The organism is Duganella sp. GW821-FHT07G03 (assembly GCF_059418605.1).
The window spans coordinates 21,802-43,795 of sequence record NZ_JBWKQE010000015.1; the positions used below are offsets into that span (position 1 = coordinate 21,802).

20 protein-coding genes are annotated in these 21,994 nt (G+C 63.8%); 10 read left to right on the forward strand and 10 right to left on the reverse strand.

The window, feature by feature from the left end; all coding sequences use genetic code 11:
* Nucleotides 1–3 precede the first annotated feature (3 nt).
* Together recB and recD are read left to right on the forward strand one after the other, a co-directional pair.
* Nucleotides 4–3,747, forward strand: coding sequence for an exodeoxyribonuclease V subunit beta (gene recB / locus AC07OK_RS18875; protein WP_494691858.1), 3,744 nt, complete (start codon nucleotides 4–6; stop codon nucleotides 3,745–3,747).
* Nucleotides 3,737–5,713 (forward strand): exodeoxyribonuclease V subunit alpha, encoded by a 1,977-nt coding sequence (recD, locus tag AC07OK_RS18880; protein WP_494691745.1) that lies wholly within the window; start codon nucleotides 3,737–3,739, stop codon nucleotides 5,711–5,713. The genes recB and recD overlap by 11 nt, the downstream gene beginning before the upstream one ends.
* Before the next feature lie 141 nt (nucleotides 5,714–5,854).
* Here the strand turns inward: recD and AC07OK_RS18885 are convergent, their stop codons facing one another.
* The 3 genes from AC07OK_RS18885 to AC07OK_RS18895 all read right to left on the reverse strand — a co-directional run bounded on the left by AC07OK_RS18885 (nucleotide 5,855) and on the right by AC07OK_RS18895 (nucleotide 8,373).
* A complete protein-coding gene (locus AC07OK_RS18885; RefSeq protein ID WP_494691746.1) occupies nucleotides 5,855–6,727 on the reverse strand; it encodes a serine hydrolase in 873 nt (290 codons plus the stop codon).
* A gap of 315 nt (nucleotides 6,728–7,042) precedes the next feature.
* Nucleotides 7,043–7,267, reverse strand: a complete 225-nt coding sequence (locus tag AC07OK_RS18890) for a TOBE domain-containing protein (protein ID WP_008449515.1) — start codon at nucleotides 7,265–7,267, stop codon at nucleotides 7,043–7,045.
* Nucleotides 7,268–7,350: 83 nt separating this feature from the next.
* Nucleotides 7,351–8,373, reverse strand: coding sequence for a sulfate ABC transporter substrate-binding protein (locus AC07OK_RS18895; protein WP_494691747.1), 1,023 nt, complete (start codon nucleotides 8,371–8,373; stop codon nucleotides 7,351–7,353).
* 371 nt (nucleotides 8,374–8,744) lie between these two features.
* Between AC07OK_RS18895 and AC07OK_RS18900 the strand changes: the two genes are divergently transcribed.
* A complete protein-coding gene (locus AC07OK_RS18900; RefSeq protein WP_229224560.1) occupies nucleotides 8,745–9,218 on the forward strand; it encodes a GNAT family N-acetyltransferase in 474 nt (157 codons plus the stop codon).
* 6 nt (nucleotides 9,219–9,224) lie between these two features.
* Here AC07OK_RS18900 and AC07OK_RS18905 read toward each other — a convergent pair whose 3' ends face one another.
* The gene (locus AC07OK_RS18905; RefSeq protein WP_494691748.1) at nucleotides 9,225–10,022 is read right to left on the reverse strand and encodes a class II glutamine amidotransferase; all 798 of its coding nucleotides are present in this window, start codon (nucleotides 10,020–10,022) and stop codon (nucleotides 9,225–9,227) included.
* 155 nt (nucleotides 10,023–10,177) lie between these two features.
* Here AC07OK_RS18905 and AC07OK_RS18910 point away from each other — a divergent pair, with 155 nt between their 5' ends.
* The 3 genes from AC07OK_RS18910 (at nucleotide 10,178) to AC07OK_RS18920 (ending at nucleotide 12,448) form a co-directional block, all read left to right on the forward strand.
* A complete protein-coding gene (locus AC07OK_RS18910) occupies nucleotides 10,178–11,002 on the forward strand; it encodes an EAL domain-containing protein (protein ID WP_494691749.1) in 825 nt (274 codons plus the stop codon).
* A gap of 118 nt (nucleotides 11,003–11,120) precedes the next feature.
* On the forward strand, nucleotides 11,121–11,588 hold the full coding sequence (locus AC07OK_RS18915; protein WP_494691750.1) for a hypothetical protein: 468 nt from the start codon (nucleotides 11,121–11,123) through the stop codon (nucleotides 11,586–11,588).
* Nucleotides 11,589–11,884: 296 nt separating this feature from the next.
* Nucleotides 11,885–12,448: a YcbK family protein gene (locus AC07OK_RS18920; RefSeq protein WP_494691859.1), complete on the forward strand. Its 564-nt coding sequence runs from the start codon at nucleotides 11,885–11,887 to the stop codon at nucleotides 12,446–12,448.
* Nucleotides 12,449–12,451: 3 nt separating this feature from the next.
* Here the strand turns inward: AC07OK_RS18920 and AC07OK_RS18925 are convergent, their stop codons facing one another.
* Entirely contained in the window at nucleotides 12,452–12,670 is a 219-nt protein-coding gene (locus AC07OK_RS18925) for a DUF3460 family protein (protein WP_494691751.1), read from the reverse strand.
* Nucleotides 12,671–12,736: 66 nt separating this feature from the next.
* On the opposite strand from AC07OK_RS18925, the gene AC07OK_RS18930 reads away from it, so the two are divergent.
* From AC07OK_RS18930 to AC07OK_RS18945, 4 genes are all read left to right on the forward strand, one after another.
* Nucleotides 12,737–13,153 carry a hypothetical protein gene (locus AC07OK_RS18930; protein ID WP_494691752.1) on the forward strand — a complete coding sequence of 139 codons (417 nt, stop codon included), beginning with the start codon at nucleotides 12,737–12,739 and terminating at the stop codon, nucleotides 13,151–13,153.
* Nucleotides 13,154–13,179: 26 nt separating this feature from the next.
* Nucleotides 13,180–13,983, forward strand: a complete 804-nt coding sequence (locus tag AC07OK_RS18935) for a transporter substrate-binding domain-containing protein (RefSeq protein WP_494691753.1) — start codon at nucleotides 13,180–13,182, stop codon at nucleotides 13,981–13,983.
* A 2-nt stretch (nucleotides 13,984–13,985) separates the two neighbouring features.
* Nucleotides 13,986–14,651 carry an amino acid ABC transporter permease gene (locus tag AC07OK_RS18940; RefSeq protein ID WP_494691754.1) on the forward strand — a complete coding sequence of 222 codons (666 nt, stop codon included), beginning with the start codon at nucleotides 13,986–13,988 and terminating at the stop codon, nucleotides 14,649–14,651.
* A 67-nt stretch (nucleotides 14,652–14,718) separates the two neighbouring features.
* Nucleotides 14,719–16,914, forward strand: a complete 2,196-nt coding sequence (locus tag AC07OK_RS18945) for a putative bifunctional diguanylate cyclase/phosphodiesterase (RefSeq protein WP_494691755.1) — start codon at nucleotides 14,719–14,721, stop codon at nucleotides 16,912–16,914.
* Nucleotides 16,915–16,930: 16 nt separating this feature from the next.
* Here the strand turns inward: AC07OK_RS18945 and AC07OK_RS18950 are convergent, their stop codons facing one another.
* The 5 genes from AC07OK_RS18950 to AC07OK_RS18970 all read right to left on the reverse strand — a co-directional run bounded on the left by AC07OK_RS18950 (nucleotide 16,931) and on the right by AC07OK_RS18970 (nucleotide 21,988).
* Nucleotides 16,931–17,971 carry a hypothetical protein gene (locus AC07OK_RS18950; RefSeq protein ID WP_494691756.1) on the reverse strand — a complete coding sequence of 347 codons (1,041 nt, stop codon included), beginning with the start codon at nucleotides 17,969–17,971 and terminating at the stop codon, nucleotides 16,931–16,933.
* 18 nt (nucleotides 17,972–17,989) lie between these two features.
* Nucleotides 17,990–18,901 (reverse strand): flagellar hook-associated protein FlgL, encoded by a 912-nt coding sequence (gene flgL, locus AC07OK_RS18955; protein WP_494691757.1) that lies wholly within the window; start codon nucleotides 18,899–18,901, stop codon nucleotides 17,990–17,992.
* A gap of 11 nt (nucleotides 18,902–18,912) precedes the next feature.
* Nucleotides 18,913–20,283 carry a flagellar hook-associated protein FlgK gene (gene flgK, locus AC07OK_RS18960; protein WP_494691758.1) on the reverse strand — a complete coding sequence of 457 codons (1,371 nt, stop codon included), beginning with the start codon at nucleotides 20,281–20,283 and terminating at the stop codon, nucleotides 18,913–18,915.
* 94 nt (nucleotides 20,284–20,377) lie between these two features.
* Nucleotides 20,378–20,839, reverse strand: a complete 462-nt coding sequence (locus AC07OK_RS18965; RefSeq protein ID WP_494691759.1) for a rod-binding protein — start codon at nucleotides 20,837–20,839, stop codon at nucleotides 20,378–20,380.
* A gap of 9 nt (nucleotides 20,840–20,848) precedes the next feature.
* Nucleotides 20,849–21,988 carry a flagellar basal body P-ring protein FlgI gene (locus AC07OK_RS18970; protein ID WP_494691760.1) on the reverse strand — a complete coding sequence of 380 codons (1,140 nt, stop codon included), beginning with the start codon at nucleotides 21,986–21,988 and terminating at the stop codon, nucleotides 20,849–20,851.
* Nucleotides 21,989–21,994 lie beyond the last annotated feature (6 nt).

Sequence of the window (21,994 nt, forward strand, 5' to 3'; positions counted from 1 at the left end):
AGCATGGCCAATTCCCTGGAGCCTTTGAGCTTCCCCCTGCACGGCTCGCGCCTGATCGAGGCCAGCGCCGGCACCGGCAAGACCTGGACCATCGCCGCCCTGTACGTGCGGCTGGTGCTGGGCCACGGCGGCGACAATGCTTATCGCAGGCCTTTGCTGCCGGCCGATATCCTGGTGATGACCTTTACCCGCGCCGCCACGCGCGAGCTGTCGAACCGCGTGCGCGAACGGCTGGTGGAGGCGGCGGCTTACTTCCGCGGCTATTCGGCGATGGGCCTGGGCGCAGGCAGCGGCGTGGTGCGCGACGATTATCTGGACGCCATCCTCGAATCCTATCCAAGCCACAGCGAGCAGCAGCAAGCCGCGCACCGTCTGATGCTGGCGGCGGAAACGATGGACGAGGCGGCGATTTTCACCATCGACGCCTGGTGCCAGCGCATGCTGCGCGAGCACGCCTTCGACAGCGGCAGCTTGTTCGACGAGGAACTGGTCAGCGACGAGCAGGCCTTGTTCGAAGACGCCGCGCACGACTATTGGCGGCAGCAGGTCTATCCACTCAACGCCGTATCACTGGATGCGCTGCTGTCGTGCTGGGGTGACGTGGGCGGCTTGAAGAAGTCGATACGGGAGCTGGTCAAGCGCGCCGACATCATCGGCGAAGGCGCGCGCATCGAATCGCTGGGTGAGCTGATCGCCACCGTCCAGCGCGAGCAGCAGGCGCAGTTGGTCGGCTTGAAGGCCGGATGGACCGATCGCGCCAACCGCATGGAACAATGGATCGCCACCGAACGCGTGCTGTCGCCCAAATGCTTCAACGGCAACAAGATGCGCGCCGATTCGCTGGTGGCCTGGTTCAACGGCCTGCGCGCCTGGGCCGAGGACACCGCCATGGTCATGCCCGACATCTCGGACACCGCCTGGAAGCGCCTGACGCCGCACGGCCTCGAAGACGCTTTTTCGAAAGGCTACACCGCCTCGATTCCCGACGATTTCGACGCCATCGAACCGCTAAAGACGGCGCTGGACGAGATTGAACCCTTGTCGCACGCGCTATACCGCCACGCGGCCGGCGCGGTGGCCAAGCGCATGGACGAATTGAAGAAGCGCAGCCGCCAGTTCGGCTTCGCCGACATGCTGGACCGCCTGAACGCGGCGCTGCAAGGCGAGAACGCCGCCGCGCTGCGCAAGCGCATTACCGACCAGTACCCGGTGGCGATGGTCGACGAATTCCAGGACACGGCGCCCAACCAGTACCAGATCTTCAACCTGCTGTACCGCGTGGTGGACAACGATGCCGAGACAGGCCTGTTCCTGATCGGCGATCCGAAGCAGTCGATCTACGGCTTCCGTGGTGCCGACATCCACAGCTACCTGTCCGCGCGCCTGGCCACCACCGGCCGCCATTACCAGCTGGGCACCAACTACCGCTCGACCAAGCCGGTGGTGGATGCGGTCAACCACCTGTTCATGTACGCCGAAGGCCAGCCTGCGGAAGGCGGCTTCGGACGCGGCGCCTTCCGCTTCCGCGATCCCGGCACGCGCGTGAATCCCTTGCCGTTCGAGGCGGTAGGCGCCAAGGGGCGCAACGAGCGCATGGTCAACACAGCTGGCGACGTGCCGGCGCTGGTTATCGCATGCAGCGCCGCGCAGGACTTGAAAGCGGACAGCTATCGTGAATTCTTCGCCTGGCATTGCGCCGAACATATCGTCGCGCAGCTCAACGACGAGCGCGCGGGCTTCGTAGGACCGAAAGGCTTTATGCGCCTGCAACCGGCAGACATTGCGGTGCTGGTGCGCGACCGCAAGGAGGCTGCGGCCATACGTCGCGCGCTGCAACGGCGCCAGGTCGCCAGCGTGTATTTGTCGGACAAGGACTCCGTCACCGACAGCGCGGAAGCTGCCGACGTGCTGCGCTGGCTGTCGGCCGTCGCCAGCCCGCTGGACGGCGGCCTGGCGCGCGCCGCCTTCGCCACCCGCACCACCGGCCTGCCGCTGGCGGAACTGGCGCTGCTTTCGTCGGACGAACTGGCGTGGGAAGCGCGAGTGGAACAACTGAAGGCGCTGCACATCGTATGGCAGCGGCAGGGCGTACTGGCGATGCTGCGCCGCTTCATCCACGAGCTGAAACTGCCGACGGCCTTGCTCCAGCTGCCGGGCGGCGAGCGGCGCCTGACCAATCTGCTGCACCTGGCGGAGCTGCTGCAATCGGCCAGCCGCCAGCTCGATGGCGAGCAGGCGCTGATACGCTGGCTCGCCGAGCAGATCGAAGGCGGCGAGGGCGCCGGCGACGAACGCGTGCTGCGCCTGGAAAGCGATGCGGAGCTGGTGAAGGTCGTCACGGTCCACAAATCGAAGGGCCTGGAGTATCCGCTGGTGTACCTGCCGTTCGCCGTCACGGCGCGCAAGGTGGAGCGGCGCAACCGCAGCTTCTTCGAGTTCAGCGACGAGGATGGCGTGCGCCAGATCGACATGGCGCTGACCGATACCGCGATGGAACTGGTCGAACGCGCGCGCCTGCAGGAGGACTTGCGCCTGCTGTACGTGGCGCTGACGCGCGCGCGCCACTTCCTGTGGCTGGGCGTGACGGCGCTGGCCGCGCGCAAGGCGGGCGACAACACGCTGCATGAATCGGCGCTGGGTTATCTGCTGACCGGCGGCGAAGCGCTGCCGTCGGACCTGATGATGGAACGCTGGGGCCATGCCTGCAAGGGTTGCGACGGCATCAGCATCGACACGTTGGAGATGGCGATGCAGCAGTTCACGCGTTTGAGTCGCATCGAACAACGCCCGCCGTTGCTGGAGCCGCAGCTTTATGCTGGCCGCTTCGAACGCGATTGGTCGGTGGGCAGTTTCAGTTCGCTGGCGCGGCGCACCGGCCCGACCGGCACCATCGGCAGCGGCGCATCGTCCTTGCCGGTGCCGCGCGACGGCTTGCAGGAGAACCTGCTGGAAGGCGCCGGCATGCCGTCGATCGCGCTGTCGAACCGCGTGGAAGACGCGCCGTGGCATCGCTTCCCGCGCGGCTCGGTGCCGGGTAACTTCCTGCACGAGCAGCTGGAGTGGATGGGGCAGGAGGGCTTTGCCGTCGTCGATCACGAGCACTTTGAGTCGCGCATGACGCGGCGGGTGGAGCGCGCCGGCTGGGGCAATCGTCTGGAGGATACGCTGGCGTGGCTGCGCGAGATCGCCGGCACCAGCCTGCCATATCTGGGCGCGCCGTTGAGCGCCATCGCCGCGCCGCTGCCGGAGATGGAGTTCTGGTTCCCCAGCGAGCGCCTGAGCACCGGTGCGCTCGATGCCCTGTGCGCGACGCATCTGCTGGGCGGCATGGCGCGGCCGGCGCTGCCGGAGCGTCAGCTGCATGGCATGCTGAAAGGCTTTGCCGACCTGGTATTCGAGCACGAAGGCCGGTTCTGGGTGCTGGACTACAAATCCAACGCGCTGGGCGCGGGTGACGCCGCCTATCACCAGCCGGCGCTGGTGGCGGCGATGGCCGAGCATCGCTACGACATCCAGGGCGCGATCTACATGCTGGCGCTGCACCGGCTGCTCCAAAGCCGCCTGGGCGACCAGTACGATCCGGCCGAGCACCTGGGCGGCGCGATTTTCCTGTTCCTGCGCGGCATTGCGAATCAGCAAACGCGCGGTTGTTACCTGATAGAACCCGATCCGGAGCTGCTTGACGGGCTGGATCGGTTGCTGGATGAGTCCGGCGTCACGCAAGCAGAGGCACCGCATGAGTATTGAAACGTCCGCCGCCCTGTTCGAACAGGTTGACGCCTTGACGGAAAATGGCCAGCTGCGCCGTCTGAGTGGGGCGTTTGCGCGCTTTATCGCTTCGGTAGGCGCGAGTTCGCCGCAATTGATGGCTGTTTGCGTGCTGTTGTCCGAACTTGAAGGGCGCGGCCACAGCTGTTTGATGCTCGACGAGCTGCAGGACGATCTCTCTGGCCAGCTGGGCTGGACCGGCGATGAATGGCGCGCGCTGCGTGACGCGGCCGGCGCCTGGCCCAGGAGCGCTGACGCCTGGCGCGCGCTGCTGGCGGGCTGCGACCAGGTGATGCCGGTGGGCGGCAAGGATCTCCAGCAACCGCTGGTGCTGGACGGCGAGCGCCTCTATTTGCGCCGCTACTGGCGTGATGAAACATTGGTCGCCGAAGCCGTGCGCGGCCGCGCGCTGGGCGGACTGATTGCCCTCGACGCCGAAACCAGTACCGCCGACGTGCGGCACTGGCTGGATATCCTGTTCCCGCACGCCCCGCGCGGCGGTGTTACCGACTGGCAAAAAATCGCCTGCGCGGTAGCCATGCGCGGCAAGCTGGGCATCATTACAGGAGGGCCCGGCACCGGCAAAACTTACACTGTGGCACGATTGCTGGCCTTGTTGTTCGCTACTGCCGGCGACCGCCAGTCAACCTTGCGCGTGGCGTTGGCCGCGCCGACCGGCAAGGCGGCGGCCCGTCTCAAGCAATCGATCGATACCGCGCTGGACGATCTGGCGGAAAAAGTCGGCTCGGCACTGCCGCTGCGCGAGTTGGCGGCCCGCATGGGCCCGGCGCGCACTCTGCACAGCTTGCTCGGCGCCCGGCCAGATACGCGTGCTTTCCAGCACAATGCTGGCAATCAACTGGAAGTCGATGTGCTGATTGTTGATGAGGCGTCAATGATTCACTTGGAAATGATGTCGGCGCTGCTGGCCGCCTTGCCCAAGACGGCGACCTTGATCTTGCTCGGCGACAAAGATCAGCTGGCCTCGGTGGAGGCGGGCGCGGTTCTGGGTGACCTGTGTCACAACGCTGAAGCGGGTGGGTATGAGTCGGAAACCTTGTCATACGTGCAAGCGAGTGCTGGCCAGCAGATCCCCGACAATTTCGGCGGTGACGGCGGTCCAATTGCCCAGCAGACGGTAATGTTGCGCGAAAGTCGACGTTTCGGCGGCCCGATCGGCGCGCTGGCGCTGGCTGTGAACGCCGGAAATGCTGCCGCATCGCTACAGGTTTTGCGTGACAGTATTGATGGCAAGGTGGCCTGGATCGATCCGGCGCAGTCTTCTGACCTGTTGCAATTGGCGTTGGCGGGCCGCGCCGGTGCCGCCGGCGGCTACCAGGCTTACCTGAAAATGATTAAAAACGGAGCCCCGGAAGGCGACGAGGTCGTATATCTTGCATGGGTGAAATCCGTGCTGACCAGCTTTGAAACCTTCCGGATTCTGTGCGCGGTGCGCGAGGGCGAGTGGGGTGTTGCTGGACTGAATGATGTCATTGAACAAAGATTGCAGTCGGCTGGATTGCTGCGGAGAAGCGGCGAATGGTATGTCGGTCGACCCGTCATGGTCACGCGCAATGATTACGGCACCGGCGTTTTCAACGGCGATATCGGCCTGACTTTGCCCGATCCGGCGCGTCCTGGCGCGCTGCGCGTCTACTTCTCGGAAGGTGACAATGTGCGCAGTGTTCTTGCTACACGGCTACGCAATGTCGAGACGGCGTTTGCCATGACGGTGCATAAATCACAAGGTTCCGAATTCCAGCATACGGTGTTGGTGTTGCCTAAAGACAGCGGCGGCATGCTGGCGCGCGAGCTGATTTACACCGGCATCACGCGCGCGCGCGACTACTTCACGTTACTCACGCCGAACGGCCAGGTGCTGCTCGACGCCATCGCCCAGCGCACCCAACGTGCCAGCGGCCTGCGCACGCTGCTCGGCAACTAGTCCCTCTGCACGGTGCCTGTTCAAGGCACCGTCATAGCTAAATCATGCCAATAATTGGCATATAAATACCAAAAACTGGCTTATAGAGGTCAAAAAAACCGGACCATCGGGTCCGGTTGTCGCTACGGCAGGCTGAAGCGGTCAGGCCGCGCGGCGGTGGCGCTTGGCCGATTTGGCGGCTTTCTTGTGGCGGCTGGCTGAAACTTTCATGACTTTTGGTTCCCCATCCGGGCCGGCAACGAAGCGGCGGATGTTGAAGGCATCCATCAAGCGTGCCGAGTTGGCCTTGGCATTGAGCAATACCAGGGTGGCATTCTTGCCGGCCGACTTGAAGCGCATGATCAGGCAGCGGCCGGCTTCTTCGGTGTAGCCGGTCTTCGACAGGCCGACGTCCCAACCCTTGGCACCGACTAGTCGGTTGGTGTTGTGGTACTCCACCTGGCGGCCTTTGATCGTGATCACATCCTTGGTGTCGGTGGTGATGCGGCGGATGTCCGGGTAGGCCGAGGCGGCGGTTGCCATCTTGACCAGGTCGGTCGCGGTCGAGCGGTTATTCGGCGACAGACCGGTCGGTTCTTCGATCACGGTCTGGGTCAGGCCCAGTGCCTTGATCTTGGCGTTGACCGCCAGTTTGAACGCGGCAGGGCCGCCTGGATAGGTGCGGGCTAGCGATGCGGCGGCGCGGTTGTCTGATGACATCAGCGCAAGTTGCAACGCATCGCGGCGGGCCAGTTCGGCGCCGACCGGCACCCGCGAGGTGCTGTGCTTGAGCATGTCCACATCGGTTTTATCGATGCTGATAGGCGCATCCATGTCCGGCTTGGAGTCGAGCACCACCATCGCGGTCATCAGCTTGGTCAGCGAGGCGATCGGGACTTGAACGTTGGAATTTTTTTCGAGCAGCACTTTGCCGGTACCGTCTTCGACGACCAGCACCGACTGCGAGCCGAGCGGTACCGCGAGCGCAGCCGCGGTAAACGAACTCAGCAATACAGCAACAATTTTCTTGAGCATGTTAAGTATTCTTGGGAGAGAGGAGTGTATCGGGCGTCAGAAGTTGACGCGGCGCAAAACTAGTCTAGCTATGCGGCAATATTTCCTGAGGATAGAAGATAACATTAAAGTGGTTTCTCGTCTATTGAATGTAACTCCACGATTCCATTTATTTTCATCGGGGGTCAAGTCTGACATTCGGACACGAGTTCTGCCGTAACATCGGTTACGGCAGAACTCGTGTCCGAATGTCAGACTTGACCCCCATGCAAAAAAGCCCTGGGACGGGATGGCCCAGGGCTTGCTCGGTCGCTGACGGCCGCTTGGCGGCTTGGCCTAGTTGCTGCTGATCTTGGCGATCGAGACTTCGGTGGATTTGACGAGGGCGATGACTTCGCTGCCGACTTTCAAATCCAGGTCGTGGATCGAGCGCGAGGTGATCACCGAGGTGACGATGCCGTGCTGGGTTTCCACATCGACTTCCGAAACGACCGGTCCAAAGATGATTTCCTTGATCTTGCCGCGGAACTGGTTACGTACGTTAATTTCAGAAATGGCCATCGGGCTTCCTTTACCTGGTTGATTACTACGCTTCCAGATTACGGCTAGCCAGGCCCTTTGCAAACGAATCGATCCGTATATCCTTATTTGCTCTGGTAGATCTTGTCGAATTCGCCGCCGTCGTCAAAATGCTTCTTCTGCGCCGATTTCCAGCCGCCGAAGACGTCATCTACCGTGAACAGTGTGATTTGACGAAAGTTGGCGTTGTACTTCCTGAACGCCGCTTCGGAGCGCGGACGGAAATAGTGCTTGGCGATGATGTCCTGCGCCTGCTCGGTGTACAGGAAATTCAGGTAGCCGGTGGCCTGCTTGCGGACGCTACGACGGTCGACCACCTTGTCGACCACCGCCACCGGCGATTCGGCCAGGATGGAGATCGATGGATAGACCACCTCGAAGTTGCTGCCGAACTCGGCGCGCACGAGGTTCACTTCGTTCTCGAACGTCACCAGTACGTCGCCGATTTCACGCTGGGTGAAGGTGGTGGTGGCGCCGCGCCCGCCTGCGTCCAGCACCGGCACGTTTTTGAAGATCTTGCCCACCAGTTCGCGCGCCTGCGCTTCGCTGCCGCCTTTTTTCAGTACCGACCCCCAGGCCGCCAGGTAGGTGTAGCGGCCGTTGCCGGCGGTTTTAGGGTTGGGTATGACCACTTTGACACCAGGCTTGGCCAGGTCGCCCCAGTCCTTGATCTGCTGCGGATTGCCCTTGCGGACCAGGAACACCATGGTCGAATAGAAGGGCGCGGCGTTGTGCGGGAACTTCTTGGCCCAATCCGGCGCGACCAGGCCCTTGTCGGCCAGCATGTCGATGTCGTTCGCCTGGTTCATGGTGACCACCGCCGCTTCCATGCCGTCGGCCACCGAACGGGCTTGCTTGGACGAGCCGCCATGCGATTGGTTGACGTTGATGGTTTCGCCGGTGTTCTTCTTCCAGTCGGCCACGAAGACGGGGTTGATGTCCTTGAACAGTTCGCGCGCGACGTCGTAGGACGCATTCAGCAGCACGGTTTCAGCCGCGTTCGCCTGCAATGGCAGGCCCAGCATGACGGCGGAGGCCGCCAGGAAGGACGAGATCAGCGCGCGGCGGGCAGGATTTTTGGTGGTCATAATGAGCTTTCGTAATAACAGGCGCCCATGGTGTAAAATTTCGCCCGGAAAAGATACGAATTTTTCGTAATATGCTTAGTAGGATGTTTGTCACGAGGTTTTCAGTAGAAACCGCATAACGATTTTTGAAAACATTCGTGGGCAAAAACAGGGCCAACCACTAGGCTGTAGGAGTCAATCGGGCGTGCCCGCAACGGCTTTTGCTGCTTGGTGTATAGTGGGTTTCAGGCACTGAAGAAGGCGCGCGGTATCGCGGCGTAGCGCTTCATTTTTGCTATTGGGAATATTTGTGAGCGTACATGAGTCTTGAAATTCGGAGTCTTGAAATTCGTATTGCTGCTTCGACAGATGCGGATGCGGCATGCACCGTGTTGCGCCGTTCGATCACGGAATGCTGCGACCTGGATCATAAAAACGATCCCGCCATCCTTGACGCCTGGCTGGGCAACAAAACACCGCAGATGGTGGCCAACTGGTTCAGTTCGCCGACGAATTTTTCACTGGTCGCGCTGAGCGAAGGCGTGGTCGTCGGCGTCGCGCTGCTGACCGGCGCCGGCAAGCTGGCCTTGTGCTATCTGTTGCCGGAAGCGCGCCGTCAAGGCGTCGGCAAGGCGCTGCTGGCGCGCATGGAGGAGCAGGCGTGCAGCTGGGGCGTGAAGGCGCTGCAATTGCACAGCACCGCCACCGGCCAGGACTTCTTCGCCCGCCGCGGCTACGTGGATGCCGGCAAGGTGCGCTCGCCGTATGGCGTGGAGACCGTGTTCTTCTGGAAGCAGCTGGACGCCGGCGCCGAAGCGCCGGACGGCAGCAAGCGCAAACGCTTCTGCAACTGCAATCCGCTGTAATTCAACTCAGCAGCAAATCTCCAGCTCCCATTCCTGGCGCCGCACCGGCGCCGCTCCCACTTCCAGTCCGTTGACAAACAGCTTCAGCTCGCCCGGCGCGAAGCGGGCCCAGGCTTCGTTCGAGGTCAGCGGCTGGGTGGCGATCACGGCGATGCGGTCGTCCAGGTGGTTGTGCTTGCTGAAATCGATGTTGAGGTCGCAATCGATCAGCTGCGCCACCGAGAACGGGTATTCGCGCACCACCACGTGCAGCTCGGTGCTGCAATGGGCGAACAGCAGCTCGCCGTTGGACAGGATGAAGTTGAAGCTGCCGTAGTCGGCGATCTCGCCGGCCAGCGTTTCCAGCGCGCCGAACAGCACGTGGCGAGGCGGCCGCGTTTCAAAGCGCAGCGCCAGGCCGGACAGCAGGTGGCAGAAGGCGCGCTCGCTGTCGGTGTCGCCGTGCGGCGAATACAGGCTGGGATTCGGGTCGAACAGTTTCAGGTCGCCGTTGTGCGCGAACGACCAGGTCTGGCCCCACAGTTCGCGCGTGAACGGATGGCTGTTCTCCAGCGAGATGCGGCCCTGCGTGGCTTTGCGGATGTGGGCGACCACGTTCCTGGCCTTGATCGGATGGTTGCGGATCTGCGCCGCCAGCGGCGAGTGGGTCGAGGCCAGCGCGTCGGTGTACAGCTGGCAGCCGCTGGCCGTATGCAAGGCGATGCCCCAGCCATCGCGGTGTTCGCTGCCGCGCAGGGCGAAGCCGGCGAAGGAGAAGTCGACGGTGGCGGGTTTGCTGCTGCTCATGGCGAGTAATTGGCACATGGTGTTCTGGCGAAAAGTGGCGATGACCAACGATAGCGGCCGCACCCGCCGGGCGGAACGAATGTTTTGGCATATCCATAGCTGAAAGCATTCGTTCTGCTTTGCCGCGCGCGGGCCTACGCTGTCGGTATTGTCCGCATCAGTCGAGGAGTCCCATGTCATTTCCCATCCTGCAAAAATACCTGGTGCGTTTATCCGACGCGACCGGCGCCGCTTCCAGCATCTGGCTCGATCACGAGGGCAAGGCGCAGGGACGGTTTTTCAATTGCACCATGAGCAGCGCCTTCCAGCCCATCCGGCAATTGGAGTCGGGACAGGTGCAGGCGTATGAAGGCCTGGCGCGCAGCGTGTCGGCGCAGGACCAGGGGCTGTCGCTGTGGAAGCTGCTCGACCATGCGGCCAGCGACGATGAGTCGATCGAGCTCGATCGTTTGTGCCGCATGCTGCATGCGATTAATTTCTTCCGCCAGGCGGGCGGGGGCGAGCAGGACTTGTATCTGAACGTGCATGATCGTTTGCTGAGCGCGGTCAGCAGCAATCACGGCCATGCCTTCCGCCGCATCCTCGACGCGCTGGAACTGCCGTTGGAGCGGGTGGTGCTGCAATTGCCGGCGGCCTCGCCGCAACAGGGTTGGCTGCTGAACTATGTGTCCGACAACTACCGCCGCAACGGCTTCCGTTTCGCCGTCAACGTGCCGAGCGCGCGCGCGGCCTTGCACGTGCTGGATCGCTTGCGTCCCGATGTGTTCAAGCTCGACGCGCGTGAACTGCAGGACGGCGCGACGCTGCTGGCCTTGTTGAAGCGCAGCGCGGCGGTCGGCGTGGCGGTGGTGTTCAAGCGATTGGAGTCGACGCAAGCCTTGGCGGTGCTGCGCCAATTAGGCGAGGCAGCGAATATTCCATTGCTGGCGCAAGGCTATCTGCTGGACGAGCCACGTTCCGGCTTGCTGCTTGCCGAGCGGGAGGTGGCCGCCGCGTGATGTTATTCATGAGCCAGTTCGGCTGCATGATGTGGTATTCATGAGCCATTTTAAATTTATATGTCGCGATGTCGATGATAGACAGAATGAATTTGTTTTTTGCCCGGCGGCTGCTTAAATGGAATTTCCTAACCGGGGAAAGAACATCATGAAAACACTCTGCTTAGCCATAGTATTGGGCGGGCTGGCCTTGTCGCCGGCATTGCAAGCGCAACCGTCCGAGGATACCGTCAGCGTGCCGGTCTCAGCGCGCCAACTCCGCATCGAATTGCCCGATGTTTACTCCAAGATGTGGCCGCAGGATTACCGCGAGCTGGTGGCCAATTACTCGCTGTCGAATGGACAAACGCTTTCCATCATCGGCCGCGGCACGAATATGTACGCTTTGCTGGATCAAGGTCCAGCGCACAAGATCGTCTCCACCGGCCGCAATAATTATGTGGCGCTGGACCGGCAATTGAAAATGGAAATCGTGCTGCATGACGATGAGAGCGTGAGCGGTTCGGTGACGATGGTGGTGCCGTCGCAGAGCCTGTCTGACGGCCGCTTGATACCCGAACAGGTGGTATTGCTGGCGTTCCGTTAGCATCAGGCAGCGCCCGATTTTTTGGGGAAATCGGGCCTGTTTCCTTTTTCATTTCCCTCGGCATACGCTATAGTGTCCCTATTGGTTTTCACGGGTAGGCTATGGCAACGCGCAGAAATTTTTTACAGCAGGGTTTGGGCTTGGCGGGAGCGAGTTTTCTATCGGTGCCGCTGATAGGATGCGCCTCCCGCAGCACGGTTCAACACAACACGGCCGCAGCGCCGAAACCGGCGCCGCATCCGGCCGCGTCCGGCGGCGCGGCTGGCGCCGTGGTCCAGGCCAAGCCGGCCGCGAGCATGCCGCGTGCCACCGCGCCTTCCGGCTTCGGCGAGCTGGAGCCACCTCCGGACATCTTCGACGCGCAAGCGCTGGACCTGGAGTTCTGGCTCAAGCCGCGCACCATCGACGTGGTGCGACCAGCCTCGGGCGAGCGCGCCAAGCTGCTGTACTGGAAGGACGGCGAGATCATCGATTCGGCCTACCAGGACTTGTGCCACTTGCTGCGCGACGTCAACGGCAAGGAAACCGCGCCCATCGATCCCAAGCTGTTTGAGACGCTGTGGGGCACGCAAGCGTTCGTGGCGCGCTACGGCATTGAGACACCGCTGGAAATCCTGTCCGGCTACCGCACGCCGGCCTCGAACCAGAAGCTGCGCGAAGCCGGCGTGCCGGCCGCGCGCCAGTCGCTGCACATCGAAGGCCGCGCCGCCGACATCCGCCTGTCCAGCCTGAATTCCGAAGTCTTGGGCGGGCTCGTCAAGAGCTTCCGCCAGGGCGGCGTCGGCTTCTACTACCGCGCCGGTCCGCGCGGCGGCTGGATCCACGCGGATACCGGCCTCAAGCGCACCTGGAAGGGTTGAGCTTCATTCGTAAAAATACGAGTGATAGACAGTCGGCTTCAGTTCGGCCTTGCGCTCGCGGTCTATGCTGTGCGGATCGACCGGCCGTTCCCAAAAGATGCGCCATCCCAGCTGTTGGTTGCGCCGCACTTCCGGGTGCTGGCGCAGGTAGTCGTTTATGAATCGGGTGAACTCGGACTCGTATTCGAGGCGACCGGGACCGTAGGGGTATTTATATTTCATGGGGCACTCCTCCCATCGATTAAACTGGCGCTTGGTAAGCAACTTCGCAAGCAAAACAGGACGACTATGCAAGACGATGACAAGCCTGCGCCACCGCGTTTCCGTCCGGTGCCGTGGAGCGGGCTGGAAACCCCGGCCGATGTGGAACTGTGGATAGCCGAGCACGATCTCAGCCTGCAGGAGCATATCGCCAAGAATGAAACCGGCTACGGCGTCTGCTTCACGCTGGCCGAGGGCGGCGAGATCTATATGCAGACCACGCAGGACGGCGCCTTGATCCTCGATGTTACGCCCGATGCGCAATGGGTGGCGCCGCTGATCATGGCGGCCGCGCGCGTGGACGAGGCGCCGCAGGGCCGGCTGTGGGTGCTGCCGGACGATAAACTGGTACAGTTGATGATAGGACTGAGCGGCCTGATCGCCAGTTCCATCCTGGTCGTGGGCCATGATTTCGGCTTGCGCCGCCGCATGGGCGCCTGGTAGCGCCTGCCACTTTCACAAGGAACTCCATGCATAAACGCGATTTCACTTTCAAGCTGGCGCAAGGCGCGCTGCTGGTGCTGGCTTTGGCGGCCGCAGCGATGCCGGCCTCGGCGGCCGACCTGCTGGCCACGGTCAAGGCGCGCGGCGCGCTCAAGGTGGCGTTGGAGGGCACTTATCCGCCGTTCAACTACAAAGACCAGAAGAGCGGCGAACTGGCCGGCTACGACGTCGATGTGGCGCGCCTGCTGGCCGCCAGGCTGGGCGTGAAAGTGGAATTCGTCAGCAGCGAGTGGGCCAGCATCCTGGCCGGGCTGTCGGCCAATAAATACGATGTGATCATTTCGCAGGTCGGCATCAATCCCAAGCGCGAGCTGGCGTTCGACTTTTCCGCGCCGTATATCTACTCGATGCCGCAGCTGATTGTGCGCAAGAATGAGCCGGCCAGCTATAAGACGCTGGCCGACTTGAAAGGCAAGAAGCTGGGCGTGGGACAGGGCAGCGTCTACGAGCAGCAGGCCAGGGCGGTGCCGGGCATCGAGGTGCGCAGCTACGCGGCGGCGCCGGACACCATGTCCGACCTGGCCAGCGGCCGCATCGACGCGGCGCTCAACGATAGCCTGATGTCGGCCTATCTGTTAAAAATTTCCAAGCTGCCGATCAAGGCCGGCGCGCAGGTGGGCGCGGTCGAGCGCATGGGCATACCCTTCCAGAAGGGCAACCCGGAGTTCAAGCAGGCGTTGAACAAGGCACTGGCCGATGCCGCTGCCGATGGCAGTCTGAAAGCGATCTCGCTGAAATGGTTCGGCGCTGACGTCAGCAAGGCGCCCTGAACATGGACTGGCAGGGGCTGCTGGAGCTGCTGCAAGAGGCCGCGCCGGTCATGCTGCGCGGCGCCGGCTATACGGTGATCTTCGCCATGGCTTCGATGCTGGGCGGGCTGCTGATCGGCTTCCCGGTGGCGGTGCTGCGCATTCTGCCCTACCGCCTGTTGCGCTGGCCGGCCAGCGTGTATGTCAGCCTGATGCGCGGCACGCCGCTGCTGGTGCAGATGTTCGTCATTTATTACGGCCTGCCCAGCATCGGCATCGAATTCACGCCGGTGACGGCCGGCATCCTCGCGCTGAGCCTGAACGCCGGCGCCTTCCTGTCCGAGAGCCTGCGCGGCGCCATCACCGCAGTCAACCGGGGGCAGTGGGAGGCCAGCTTCAGCCTGGGACTGGGCTACTGGCCCACGCTGCACCACGTGGTGCTGCCGCAGGCGTTGCGCATCGCGGTGCCGGCCATGAGCAATACCCTGATCAGCCTGATCAAGGATACCTCGCTGGTCTCGGTCATCACCATGACCGAACTGATGTTGTCGACCAAGGAAGTGATCGCGACCACCTTCCGGCCGCTGCCGCTGTACCTGGCCGCCGCCCTCATCTATTGGGCCCTGAGCCTGCTGTTTGAAGCGCTACAACGGCGCGCAGAACAACGCTTGAACCGCGCGCACCGTTGAGGCATCGCCGTTCGCTCGACAGTGCGCGGCTTAAATGCTAGTCTGAATACCTACGCAAAGGGGTGGTATGGAGAAGCCTACTCACAATACCGAATTGCATGGCGGCCGCCAGCCGATCTCCGCGGCCCGCATCGACGGGCTCACCAACATGGCTATCATGGACGAAGGCGCGGCGATGGAACCGTTCGCCGAATTGCCCACGGCCGACGAGCTCAGCGCCGAGCAAGCCTATTTCAACGATATCTACCTGTTGGCGCCGGTCGGCTATTTCGTGCTCGGCTTCGACACCACTATTTTGCAAATGAATGTGGTGGCGGCCGACCTGCTGGGCCTGCCGCGCAACAACCCGGCCAAGGTGCCGCTGCGGCAGTTTATCGCGCCCCGTTTCCATGACGATTTCGACCGCTTCGTGCGGCTGGCGCTGAACAGCCAGCATCCCGAACAATGCTCGCTGCAGATGACGCGGGCCCGCAACCAGCAGGGCTTCCCGGTCACCCTGCGCGCCAGCGCCGACAGCAGCGGCCAGGCGATCCGGGTGGTGCTGGAGCTGGCCGAGGGCAAGCTGGCGGCGCTCGAGCGCAGCGAGGAACGCTTCCGCCGCATCGTCCACAGCGCCGAGGAGGGCATCTGGGAAATCGACGCCGCCGCCCGCACCAGCTTTGTCAATCCCAAGATGGCGCACATGCTGGGCTACGGCATCGAGGAGATGCTGGACCAGCCGCTGGTGGCTTTCATGGACGACGAAGGCCGCGCCATCCTGGAGCGCAATATCGCGCGCCGCCAGCAGGGCCTGGCCGAGCGCCACGAATTCAAGTTCCTGCGCAAGGATGGCAGCGAGCTGTGGGCCACGCTGGCCACCAACCCCATCTTCGACGCCGAGGGCAGCTACCTGGGCGCGCTGGCGCTGGTGACCGATATCACCGACAACCGCGCGACCACCGAGCGCATCTGGCACCAGGCCAATTTCGACGACCTGACGGAGCTGCCCAACCGCCATATGTTCCAGGACCGGCTGGGCCAGGAGGTCAAGAAGGCGCAGCGCGAGGGCCTGCAGCTGGCCTTGCTGTTCATCGACCTGGACGGCTTCAAGCAAGTCAACGACAGCCTCGGCCACGCGCACGGCGACACCTTGCTGGTGGAGGCGGCGCGCCGCATCGGCGCCTGCGTGCGCGGCTCGGATACGGTGGCGCGGCTGGGCGGCGACGAGTTCACCGTGATCCTGTCCGGCATCGAGCAGGCCGCCGGCATCGAGCGCATCACGCAGACCATGCTGGCGCTGCTGAACCGGCCGTTCGCGCTGGGCGCCGCCAATCCGTCGATCTCGGCCAGCATCGGCATCGCCCTGTATCCGTCGGACGCGGTGGCGCCGGAGGACTTGCTGCGCCATGCCGACCAGGCCATGTACGCGGCCAAGGAATCGGGCCGCAACCGCTACAGCTACTTCACGGCCGACCTGCAACTGGCGGCGCAGGCGCGCCAGCAGATCTCGCTGGACCTGCGCTCGGCGCTGTCGGAGCGGCAATTCGAGCTGCACTATCAGCCCATCGTCAATCTGCAGACCGGCACCATCGAGCGGGCCGAGGCGTTGCTGCGCTGGCGCCATCCGCAGCGCGGCCTGCTGGCCCCGGCCGAGTTCCTGCCGCATGCCGAGTCGGGCGGGCTGATGATGGAGATCGGCGACTGGGTGTTCCGCCAGGCGGCCTTGCAGGCGCGCCGCTGGCAGGACGAGCTGGGGCCGGGCTTCCAGGTCGGCATCAACCAGTCGGCGGCGCAGTTCCGCGGCGACACCGCGCTGTATGTCGGCTGGCTGAACTACGCGGCCGAGCTGCAGCTGGCGCCGCGCAGCATCGTCATCGAGATCACCGAAGGGGTGCTGATGGACGGCATGGCCAAGGTCGCCGACCGCCTGCGCGAACTGCGCGAGATGGGCTTGCAGGTGGCGCTGGATAACTTCGGCACCGGCTATTCCTCGCTGTCGCACCTGAAGCACTTCGGCATCGACCTGCTCAAGCTGGACCACAGCTTCATCCAGCACCTGGCGGTCGACAGCGGCGACCTGGCGATGTGCGAGGCGCTGATCGTCATGGCCCACAAGCTGGGGCTGCGGGTGGTGGCGGAAGGCGTGGAGACGGCGGCCCAGAGCGCCTTGCTGGCGCTGGCCGGCTGCGACTATGCGCAGGGCTTTGTGTATGCGGAGGCCTTGCCGGCCGAGCAGTTGACCGAGCTGGCCAGGCGCGGGCTGCCGCGGCTGGCGATGGAGTGAGCCGGAAGCGGCCCGCCTAGCGCAGGCTCAGCAGCGAGATCACGCGCTCGCGGCTGATGCCCGCCAGCGCCGAGGTGATCGACAGCAGCGACTGGTAGCCGGGCTGCTTGGCGGTCGAGACGAAATTCTGCGCCACCTGGTCCATGCCGTCGGTGGTGTCGCTGGGCGTGGCGCTCTGCACCCGCGCGCTGACCTGGTTGAGCGCGGTGTGCACCGAAGCGATCGCCTGTTCCACCTGCGCCAGCGCCTGCACCACTTGCTGCAAGGTCGAGCGGATGGCGTCCATGTCCGCGGTTTGCCAGCTGTCGGGATCGACGGCCGGCGCTTCCGCCTCGGCCTTCACGCGGTTCAGCTGGCCGGTCGGGAAGCGGATGCCGCCGCCCTGGACGGCGATGGTGTCGCGGATGTTGGTCCACGACGATTCGGCGGTGGTGAATTCCAGCTGGCCTTCCTCGTTGAGGTCGGCGCGCACGCCGCTGGGCGCCAGCGCGTCGTCGAAGCGCTGGGCGATTTCCTCGTCGGACAGGCCGGGCTCGAGCACCACCGAACGCAGGTTCTGGCCGCCGCCCAGCGAGATCGCCAGCACTTCGCGGCCGCCGGTGCGCAGGTTGCCGATGTTCATGCCGCGCACCGTGAAGCGGGTGGTGCTGGCCTTGTTGCTGAATTTGAGGCGGGCGTCGAGCGTGCCGCCGGAGGCCGCGCTGCGGTTGCGCCAGCTGTTGCTGAACTGGCGCACGCGCGCGTCCAGGCTGCCGTCGGCGCGCTGGCGGTTGGCCAGGCGGGCGCTGAGGTCGGCCTTCAGGTTGCGCAGCTGGGCCGCGCTCTGTTCCAGGAAGTCGAGCGCCTGCTGGGCGCCGGAGATGTCGCCTTGCAGCGGCTGGTCCCAGTTGTTCAGGCCGCGTCGCAGCGGCGCCGCCGAGGTCGGCGTTGGCGTGACCGGCGTGGCCGTGGCTGCGTTCTCGCCATGCAACCCCAGCGAGGTGCCGTCCACCGCGCTGGCATTGCTGGCGTTGCCAGGAACAATGACGGTGGGTGTGGAGTTGGGCGAGATTTGCATACGATGCTCAGTCTGGAGTTACAGGATGTTGAACAGCGATAGGTTGCTGATCTTGGAATAGGCCTTGTACGACGATTGCAAGGCCAGATTATAGCCGTTCAACTGGGTCGCGGCGTCGCCGTAGTCCAACTGTCCCAGGTCCAGCATCGCGGTCTTGTTCGACTGGCTGACGTTGGCGTGGTTGCCGTCCAGCGTTTCGAGGATGTTCTGGGCGCCGCCCAGGTCGGCGATCTTGCCGGCCACCAGGTCCAGCGCGCTGCTGGCGCCGTCCATATTGGCGCCCAGCGCCGCCGTCAGCGAGGGCGAACCGACCGTCAGCGTCGGCGAGGCCAGCTCGGAGATCGTGGTGTCCATCTGGTTGAGCAAGTCGTCGACGCCCTTGACGTCGACGTTGGCGGCCTGCGTGATGCCGTTGCCGACCACGGTTTGCTGTTGGTTCTGGTTGCCGGTGAAGCTGTAGCGCGAACCGATGGCGGCCGCCGGGTCGAAGCTGATGGCCGGGGTGTTGGTCGCCGTGCCGGAGAAGATGTAGCGGCCTTCCTGGTCTTTTTCGTTGGCGCTGTAGAAAATACTGTCGCGCAGCGCGGACATCGGATTGACCATGGCCTTCAGGTCGTTCGGGGTATTGCTGCCGTCCGAGGCCCAGACCAGCAGGTCGTGGCTCTGGGTGATGTCGTTGACCATACTCTGCAAGTAGGTTTCGTTGGTCGTCAGGCGGATCTTGACGGCCGCGATGTTGTCGCGGTACTGGCCGACGATGGCTTCCTCGCGCGTCAGGCGCGACAGCCGCACATTGGTGACCGGGTCGTCCGACGGCAGCTGGATCTTGTTGCCGGACGCCATTTGGGCGGTGATCTGGGCCAGGTGGCTCTGGTTGTCTTGCAGGCCGCGGTTCATGGTGGCCTGGAACTGGCTGGTGGCGATGCGCATACGGGCTCTCCTTAACCGAACATTTTTAAGGTGGCGTCAAACAGCGTGTTGGCGACCGCGATCACCTTCATGTTGGCTTGATACATATTCTGGAACTCGACCAGGTTGATCGCTTCCTCGTCGGTGTTGACCGCGCTGGTCGACTTCCAGTCGTCCTCGGACTGCTGGCGGACCGTGGTGGCGGTGGTCATCTGCGCCTGGTTTTGCGCGCTGTCGATGCCCAGCTTGCCCACCAGCTGGGTGTCGGCGTCGCCCAGCAGCACGTTGCCCAGCGTGGTCAGGGTGATCGGCTGGCCCTTGATGGCCACCAGTTGTTGCAGGTTGCCGCTGTCGCCCGGCGTGCCGTCGCTGGAGAATGCCAGGTCGCTGGAGGTGAAGCCGGCGGTCACTTGCAGCAGGCCGGTGGCGCTGGTTGGGTTGAACACCAGCAGCGGGGTGCCGGGAACGCCGGGGCTGGTCAAGCCGGCCGCCAGCTGGGTGTTGATCTTGCCCGACATCTGCTCGGCGATCTCGGAGATCGATTTTTGCAGCGGCTTCAGGGTGTTTTCCTGATAGTCCGCCAGGCCGCCCAACTGGCCGCCGACCTTGGTGTCGTCCAACTTGAAGGTGGTGTTGGCAAAGCTCAGGCTCAGCTGCGGCGCGCCGCTGCTGGAGTCGAAGGCTAGCTTGGCCGACAGATTGCTGACCACCAGCGGCTGGCCGCTCTTGAGCGAGACGCTGGCGGTGCCGTCCGGATTGTTGATGACTTCCACCGCGACCTGCGAGGCGACGCTGTCGATCAGCTGTTCGCGCTGGTCGATCAGCGGCGAGGTGTTGGCGCCGTTGGCGCCGGTGGAAATGATTTGCTGGTTCAGCGCGGCGATGCTGACGAGCGACTGGTTCAGTCCCGGCAGGATGGCGGAGCGCTGTTGTTGCACCGAGATCAGCTGGTTGGCGGTGACGTTGTAAATGCTGTTGAACTGCTGCGACATGGAGTCGGCGGCGGTGATCACCTGCTGGCGCAGCGGGGTCGAGGTCGGATCGACGCCGGCCGCGTTGAGCGCCTTGAAGAAGTTGTCGATGCCGTAGCTGAGGCTGGATTTGTCATCGCTCATGACTTTTTCCATCTGCGTCAGGTAAGGCTGGACCTGCGTGTGCCGGCCCAGGTCGGACGCCGCGCGCCACATCTGCTGGGATTTATACGAGTCGCTGAAACGCAGCAGCGAGCCCACCTGCACACCATTGCCGGGGCTTTTGCCGGAACCGTCGCCGGCCAGCGCTTGCAGCAGCACGCCCTGGCGGGTGTAGCCCTTGGTTTGCGAGTTGGCGATGTTCTGGCTGACCGTGTTCAGGGCAGCCTGGGCGGCCAGGGCGCCGGACAGTGCGTTGTAGGAGATGCTCATATTGCAAGGGTCTTTCCTGGTGAAGGCCGGAGGACCAGTTGCTTGCAGTGTTTACCCGAGGTCCACTGGTCCGTTAACTGTAAAGGGCGACCGTTTACTGCAGCGGATTAAGCACGGCGGGAATGTTTTGCGGCTCGGCAACACCCGGAGCCGATGCGGGCGCCGTCTGGCGTGGCAGGCTGGCCTGCATCGCCACCGGGGCGCTGGCCGGCGGCAACAGCTGGCGCAGGATGGCGTCGGCCACGCCGAAGGCGCGCTGGCCGGCCAGCTGGTCGGCCACCAGGTTGTCGGCCATGTCCAGCATGTCCTCGTTGATCTTGTCCTTGAACACGCTGTCCTCGGAGGACAGCGCACGGGTGCCGGCGCGCATCTGGTGCAGCATGTGGCCGATGAAGAAACTCTCGAACTTGACCGCCGCCTCGGTGGCCTTGGCACGGTATTTCGGATCGACGCCGTCGTCGATGACGGGCGCGGCCACCACCGGCGTCTCGCTGAGCTGGTCGGCCACGCCGAGGCGCATGGTGCTGCCGTCGAATTTGCTGGGGTCGAAGTTCATGGGCTTTCCTTAGATGACGACCAGTTCGCCTTCGATGGCGCCGGCCTGGTCCAGCGCCTGCAGGATCGCCATGATGTCGTCCGGCGAGGCGCCCAGGCTGTTGATGACGTCGATGATAGCCTGCAGCTTGGCGCCGGCCGGCCATTTGAACATCTGGCCCGAACCCTGGTCGACGCTGACCTGCGATTGCGGCGTGGCCACGGTGTTGCCCTGGGCCAGGGCGTTCGGCTGGCTGACCTTGGTCGATTCGGAAATCACCACCTTCAGCGAGCCGTGGGTGACGGCGGCGGCGCGCACCCGCAGGCCGTCGGCGATCACCACGGTGCCGGTGCGCGAATTGAACACCACCTTGGGCGCATCGTCGCCGACATCGATCGACAGCGCCTCCAGCTTGGCCATGAAGGCCACGCGCTGGGTCGGATTGGCCGGGGCCACCACGTCGATGCTGGTGGCGTCGGTGGTGGTGGCGATGTCGCCGAAGCGCCTGTTGATGGTGTCGACGATGTTGATCGCGGTCTGGAAGTGCGGGTGGCGCAGCGACAGGCGCACGGTCGGCTTGGTGGCGAAATCGCTGGCGATCTCGCGCTCGATCGCGGCGCCGCTCGGGATGCGGCCGGAGGTCGGGGTGTTGACCGTGACCGAGGAGCCGCTCTTGCCGGAAGCGCTGAAGCCGCCGACCACCACGTTGCCCTGGGCCAGCGCATACACCTCGTTGTCGGCCGCGCGCAGCGGCGTCAGCAGCAGGGCGCCGCCGCGCAGGCTCTTGGCGTCGCCCATCGAGGACACCGTCACGTCGATGTTCTGGCCCTTGCGGTAGCCGGGCGGGAACACCGCCGACACCATCACGGTGGCGACGTTCTTGGACTTGGCGTCGGTGCCGTCGGGCACCTTGACGCCGAACTGCTTGAGCATATTGATCACCGACTGGCTGGCGAACTTGACCTGGGTCGAGTCGCCGCTGCCGTTCAGGCCGACCACCAGGCCGTAGCCGACCAGCGGGTTGTCGCGCATGCCTTCGACGGCGACCAGGTTGCGCAGCACTTGCGCGGCGTGCGCCGGCGCCGGCAGGCCAACGCCGAGGGCCACGCAGAAGGCCAGCGGCAGGGCCAGCAGGCGGTGCAGGAAGCTGAGGCGCTTGCGGGAATTCATGGGTTC

Bases quoted from the DNA above. Each gene is read 5' to 3' on its own strand.
- recB (WP_494691858.1), top strand. From the start codon at position 4: ATGGCCAATTCCCTGGAGCCTTTGAGCTTCCCCCTGCACGGCTCGCGC.
- flgK (WP_494691758.1), bottom strand. From the start codon at position 20,283: ATGAGCATCTCCTACAACGCACTGTCCGGCGCCCTGGCCGCCCAGGCT.
- AC07OK_RS18920 (WP_494691859.1), top strand. From the start codon at position 11,885: ATGCCGCGTGCCACCGCGCCTTCCGGCTTCGGCGAGCTGGAGCCACCT.
- AC07OK_RS18885 (WP_494691746.1), bottom strand. From the start codon at position 6,727: ATGCTCAAGAAAATTGTTGCTGTATTGCTGAGTTCGTTTACCGCGGCT.
- AC07OK_RS18940 (WP_494691754.1), top strand. From the start codon at position 13,986: ATGGACTGGCAGGGGCTGCTGGAGCTGCTGCAAGAGGCCGCGCCGGTC.
- AC07OK_RS18905 (WP_494691748.1), bottom strand. From the start codon at position 10,022: ATGTGCCAATTACTCGCCATGAGCAGCAGCAAACCCGCCACCGTCGAC.
- recD (WP_494691745.1), top strand. From the start codon at position 3,737: ATGAGTATTGAAACGTCCGCCGCCCTGTTCGAACAGGTTGACGCCTTG.
- flgL (WP_494691757.1), bottom strand. From the start codon at position 18,901: ATGCGCATCGCCACCAGCCAGTTCCAGGCCACCATGAACCGCGGCCTG.
- AC07OK_RS18945 (WP_494691755.1), top strand. From the start codon at position 14,719: ATGGAGAAGCCTACTCACAATACCGAATTGCATGGCGGCCGCCAGCCG.
- AC07OK_RS18895 (WP_494691747.1), bottom strand. From the start codon at position 8,373: ATGACCACCAAAAATCCTGCCCGCCGCGCGCTGATCTCGTCCTTCCTG.
- AC07OK_RS18925 (WP_494691751.1), bottom strand. From the start codon at position 12,670: ATGAAATATAAATACCCCTACGGTCCCGGTCGCCTCGAATACGAGTCC.
- AC07OK_RS18970 (WP_494691760.1), bottom strand. From the start codon at position 21,988: ATGAATTCCCGCAAGCGCCTCAGCTTCCTGCACCGCCTGCTGGCCCTG.
- AC07OK_RS18935 (WP_494691753.1), top strand. From the start codon at position 13,180: ATGCATAAACGCGATTTCACTTTCAAGCTGGCGCAAGGCGCGCTGCTG.
- AC07OK_RS18965 (WP_494691759.1), bottom strand. From the start codon at position 20,839: ATGAACTTCGACCCCAGCAAATTCGACGGCAGCACCATGCGCCTCGGC.
- AC07OK_RS18930 (WP_494691752.1), top strand. From the start codon at position 12,737: ATGCAAGACGATGACAAGCCTGCGCCACCGCGTTTCCGTCCGGTGCCG.
- AC07OK_RS18915 (WP_494691750.1), top strand. From the start codon at position 11,121: ATGGAATTTCCTAACCGGGGAAAGAACATCATGAAAACACTCTGCTTA.
- AC07OK_RS18950 (WP_494691756.1), bottom strand. From the start codon at position 17,971: ATGCAAATCTCGCCCAACTCCACACCCACCGTCATTGTTCCTGGCAAC.
- AC07OK_RS18910 (WP_494691749.1), top strand. From the start codon at position 10,178: ATGTCATTTCCCATCCTGCAAAAATACCTGGTGCGTTTATCCGACGCG.
- AC07OK_RS18890 (WP_008449515.1), bottom strand. From the start codon at position 7,267: ATGGCCATTTCTGAAATTAACGTACGTAACCAGTTCCGCGGCAAGATC.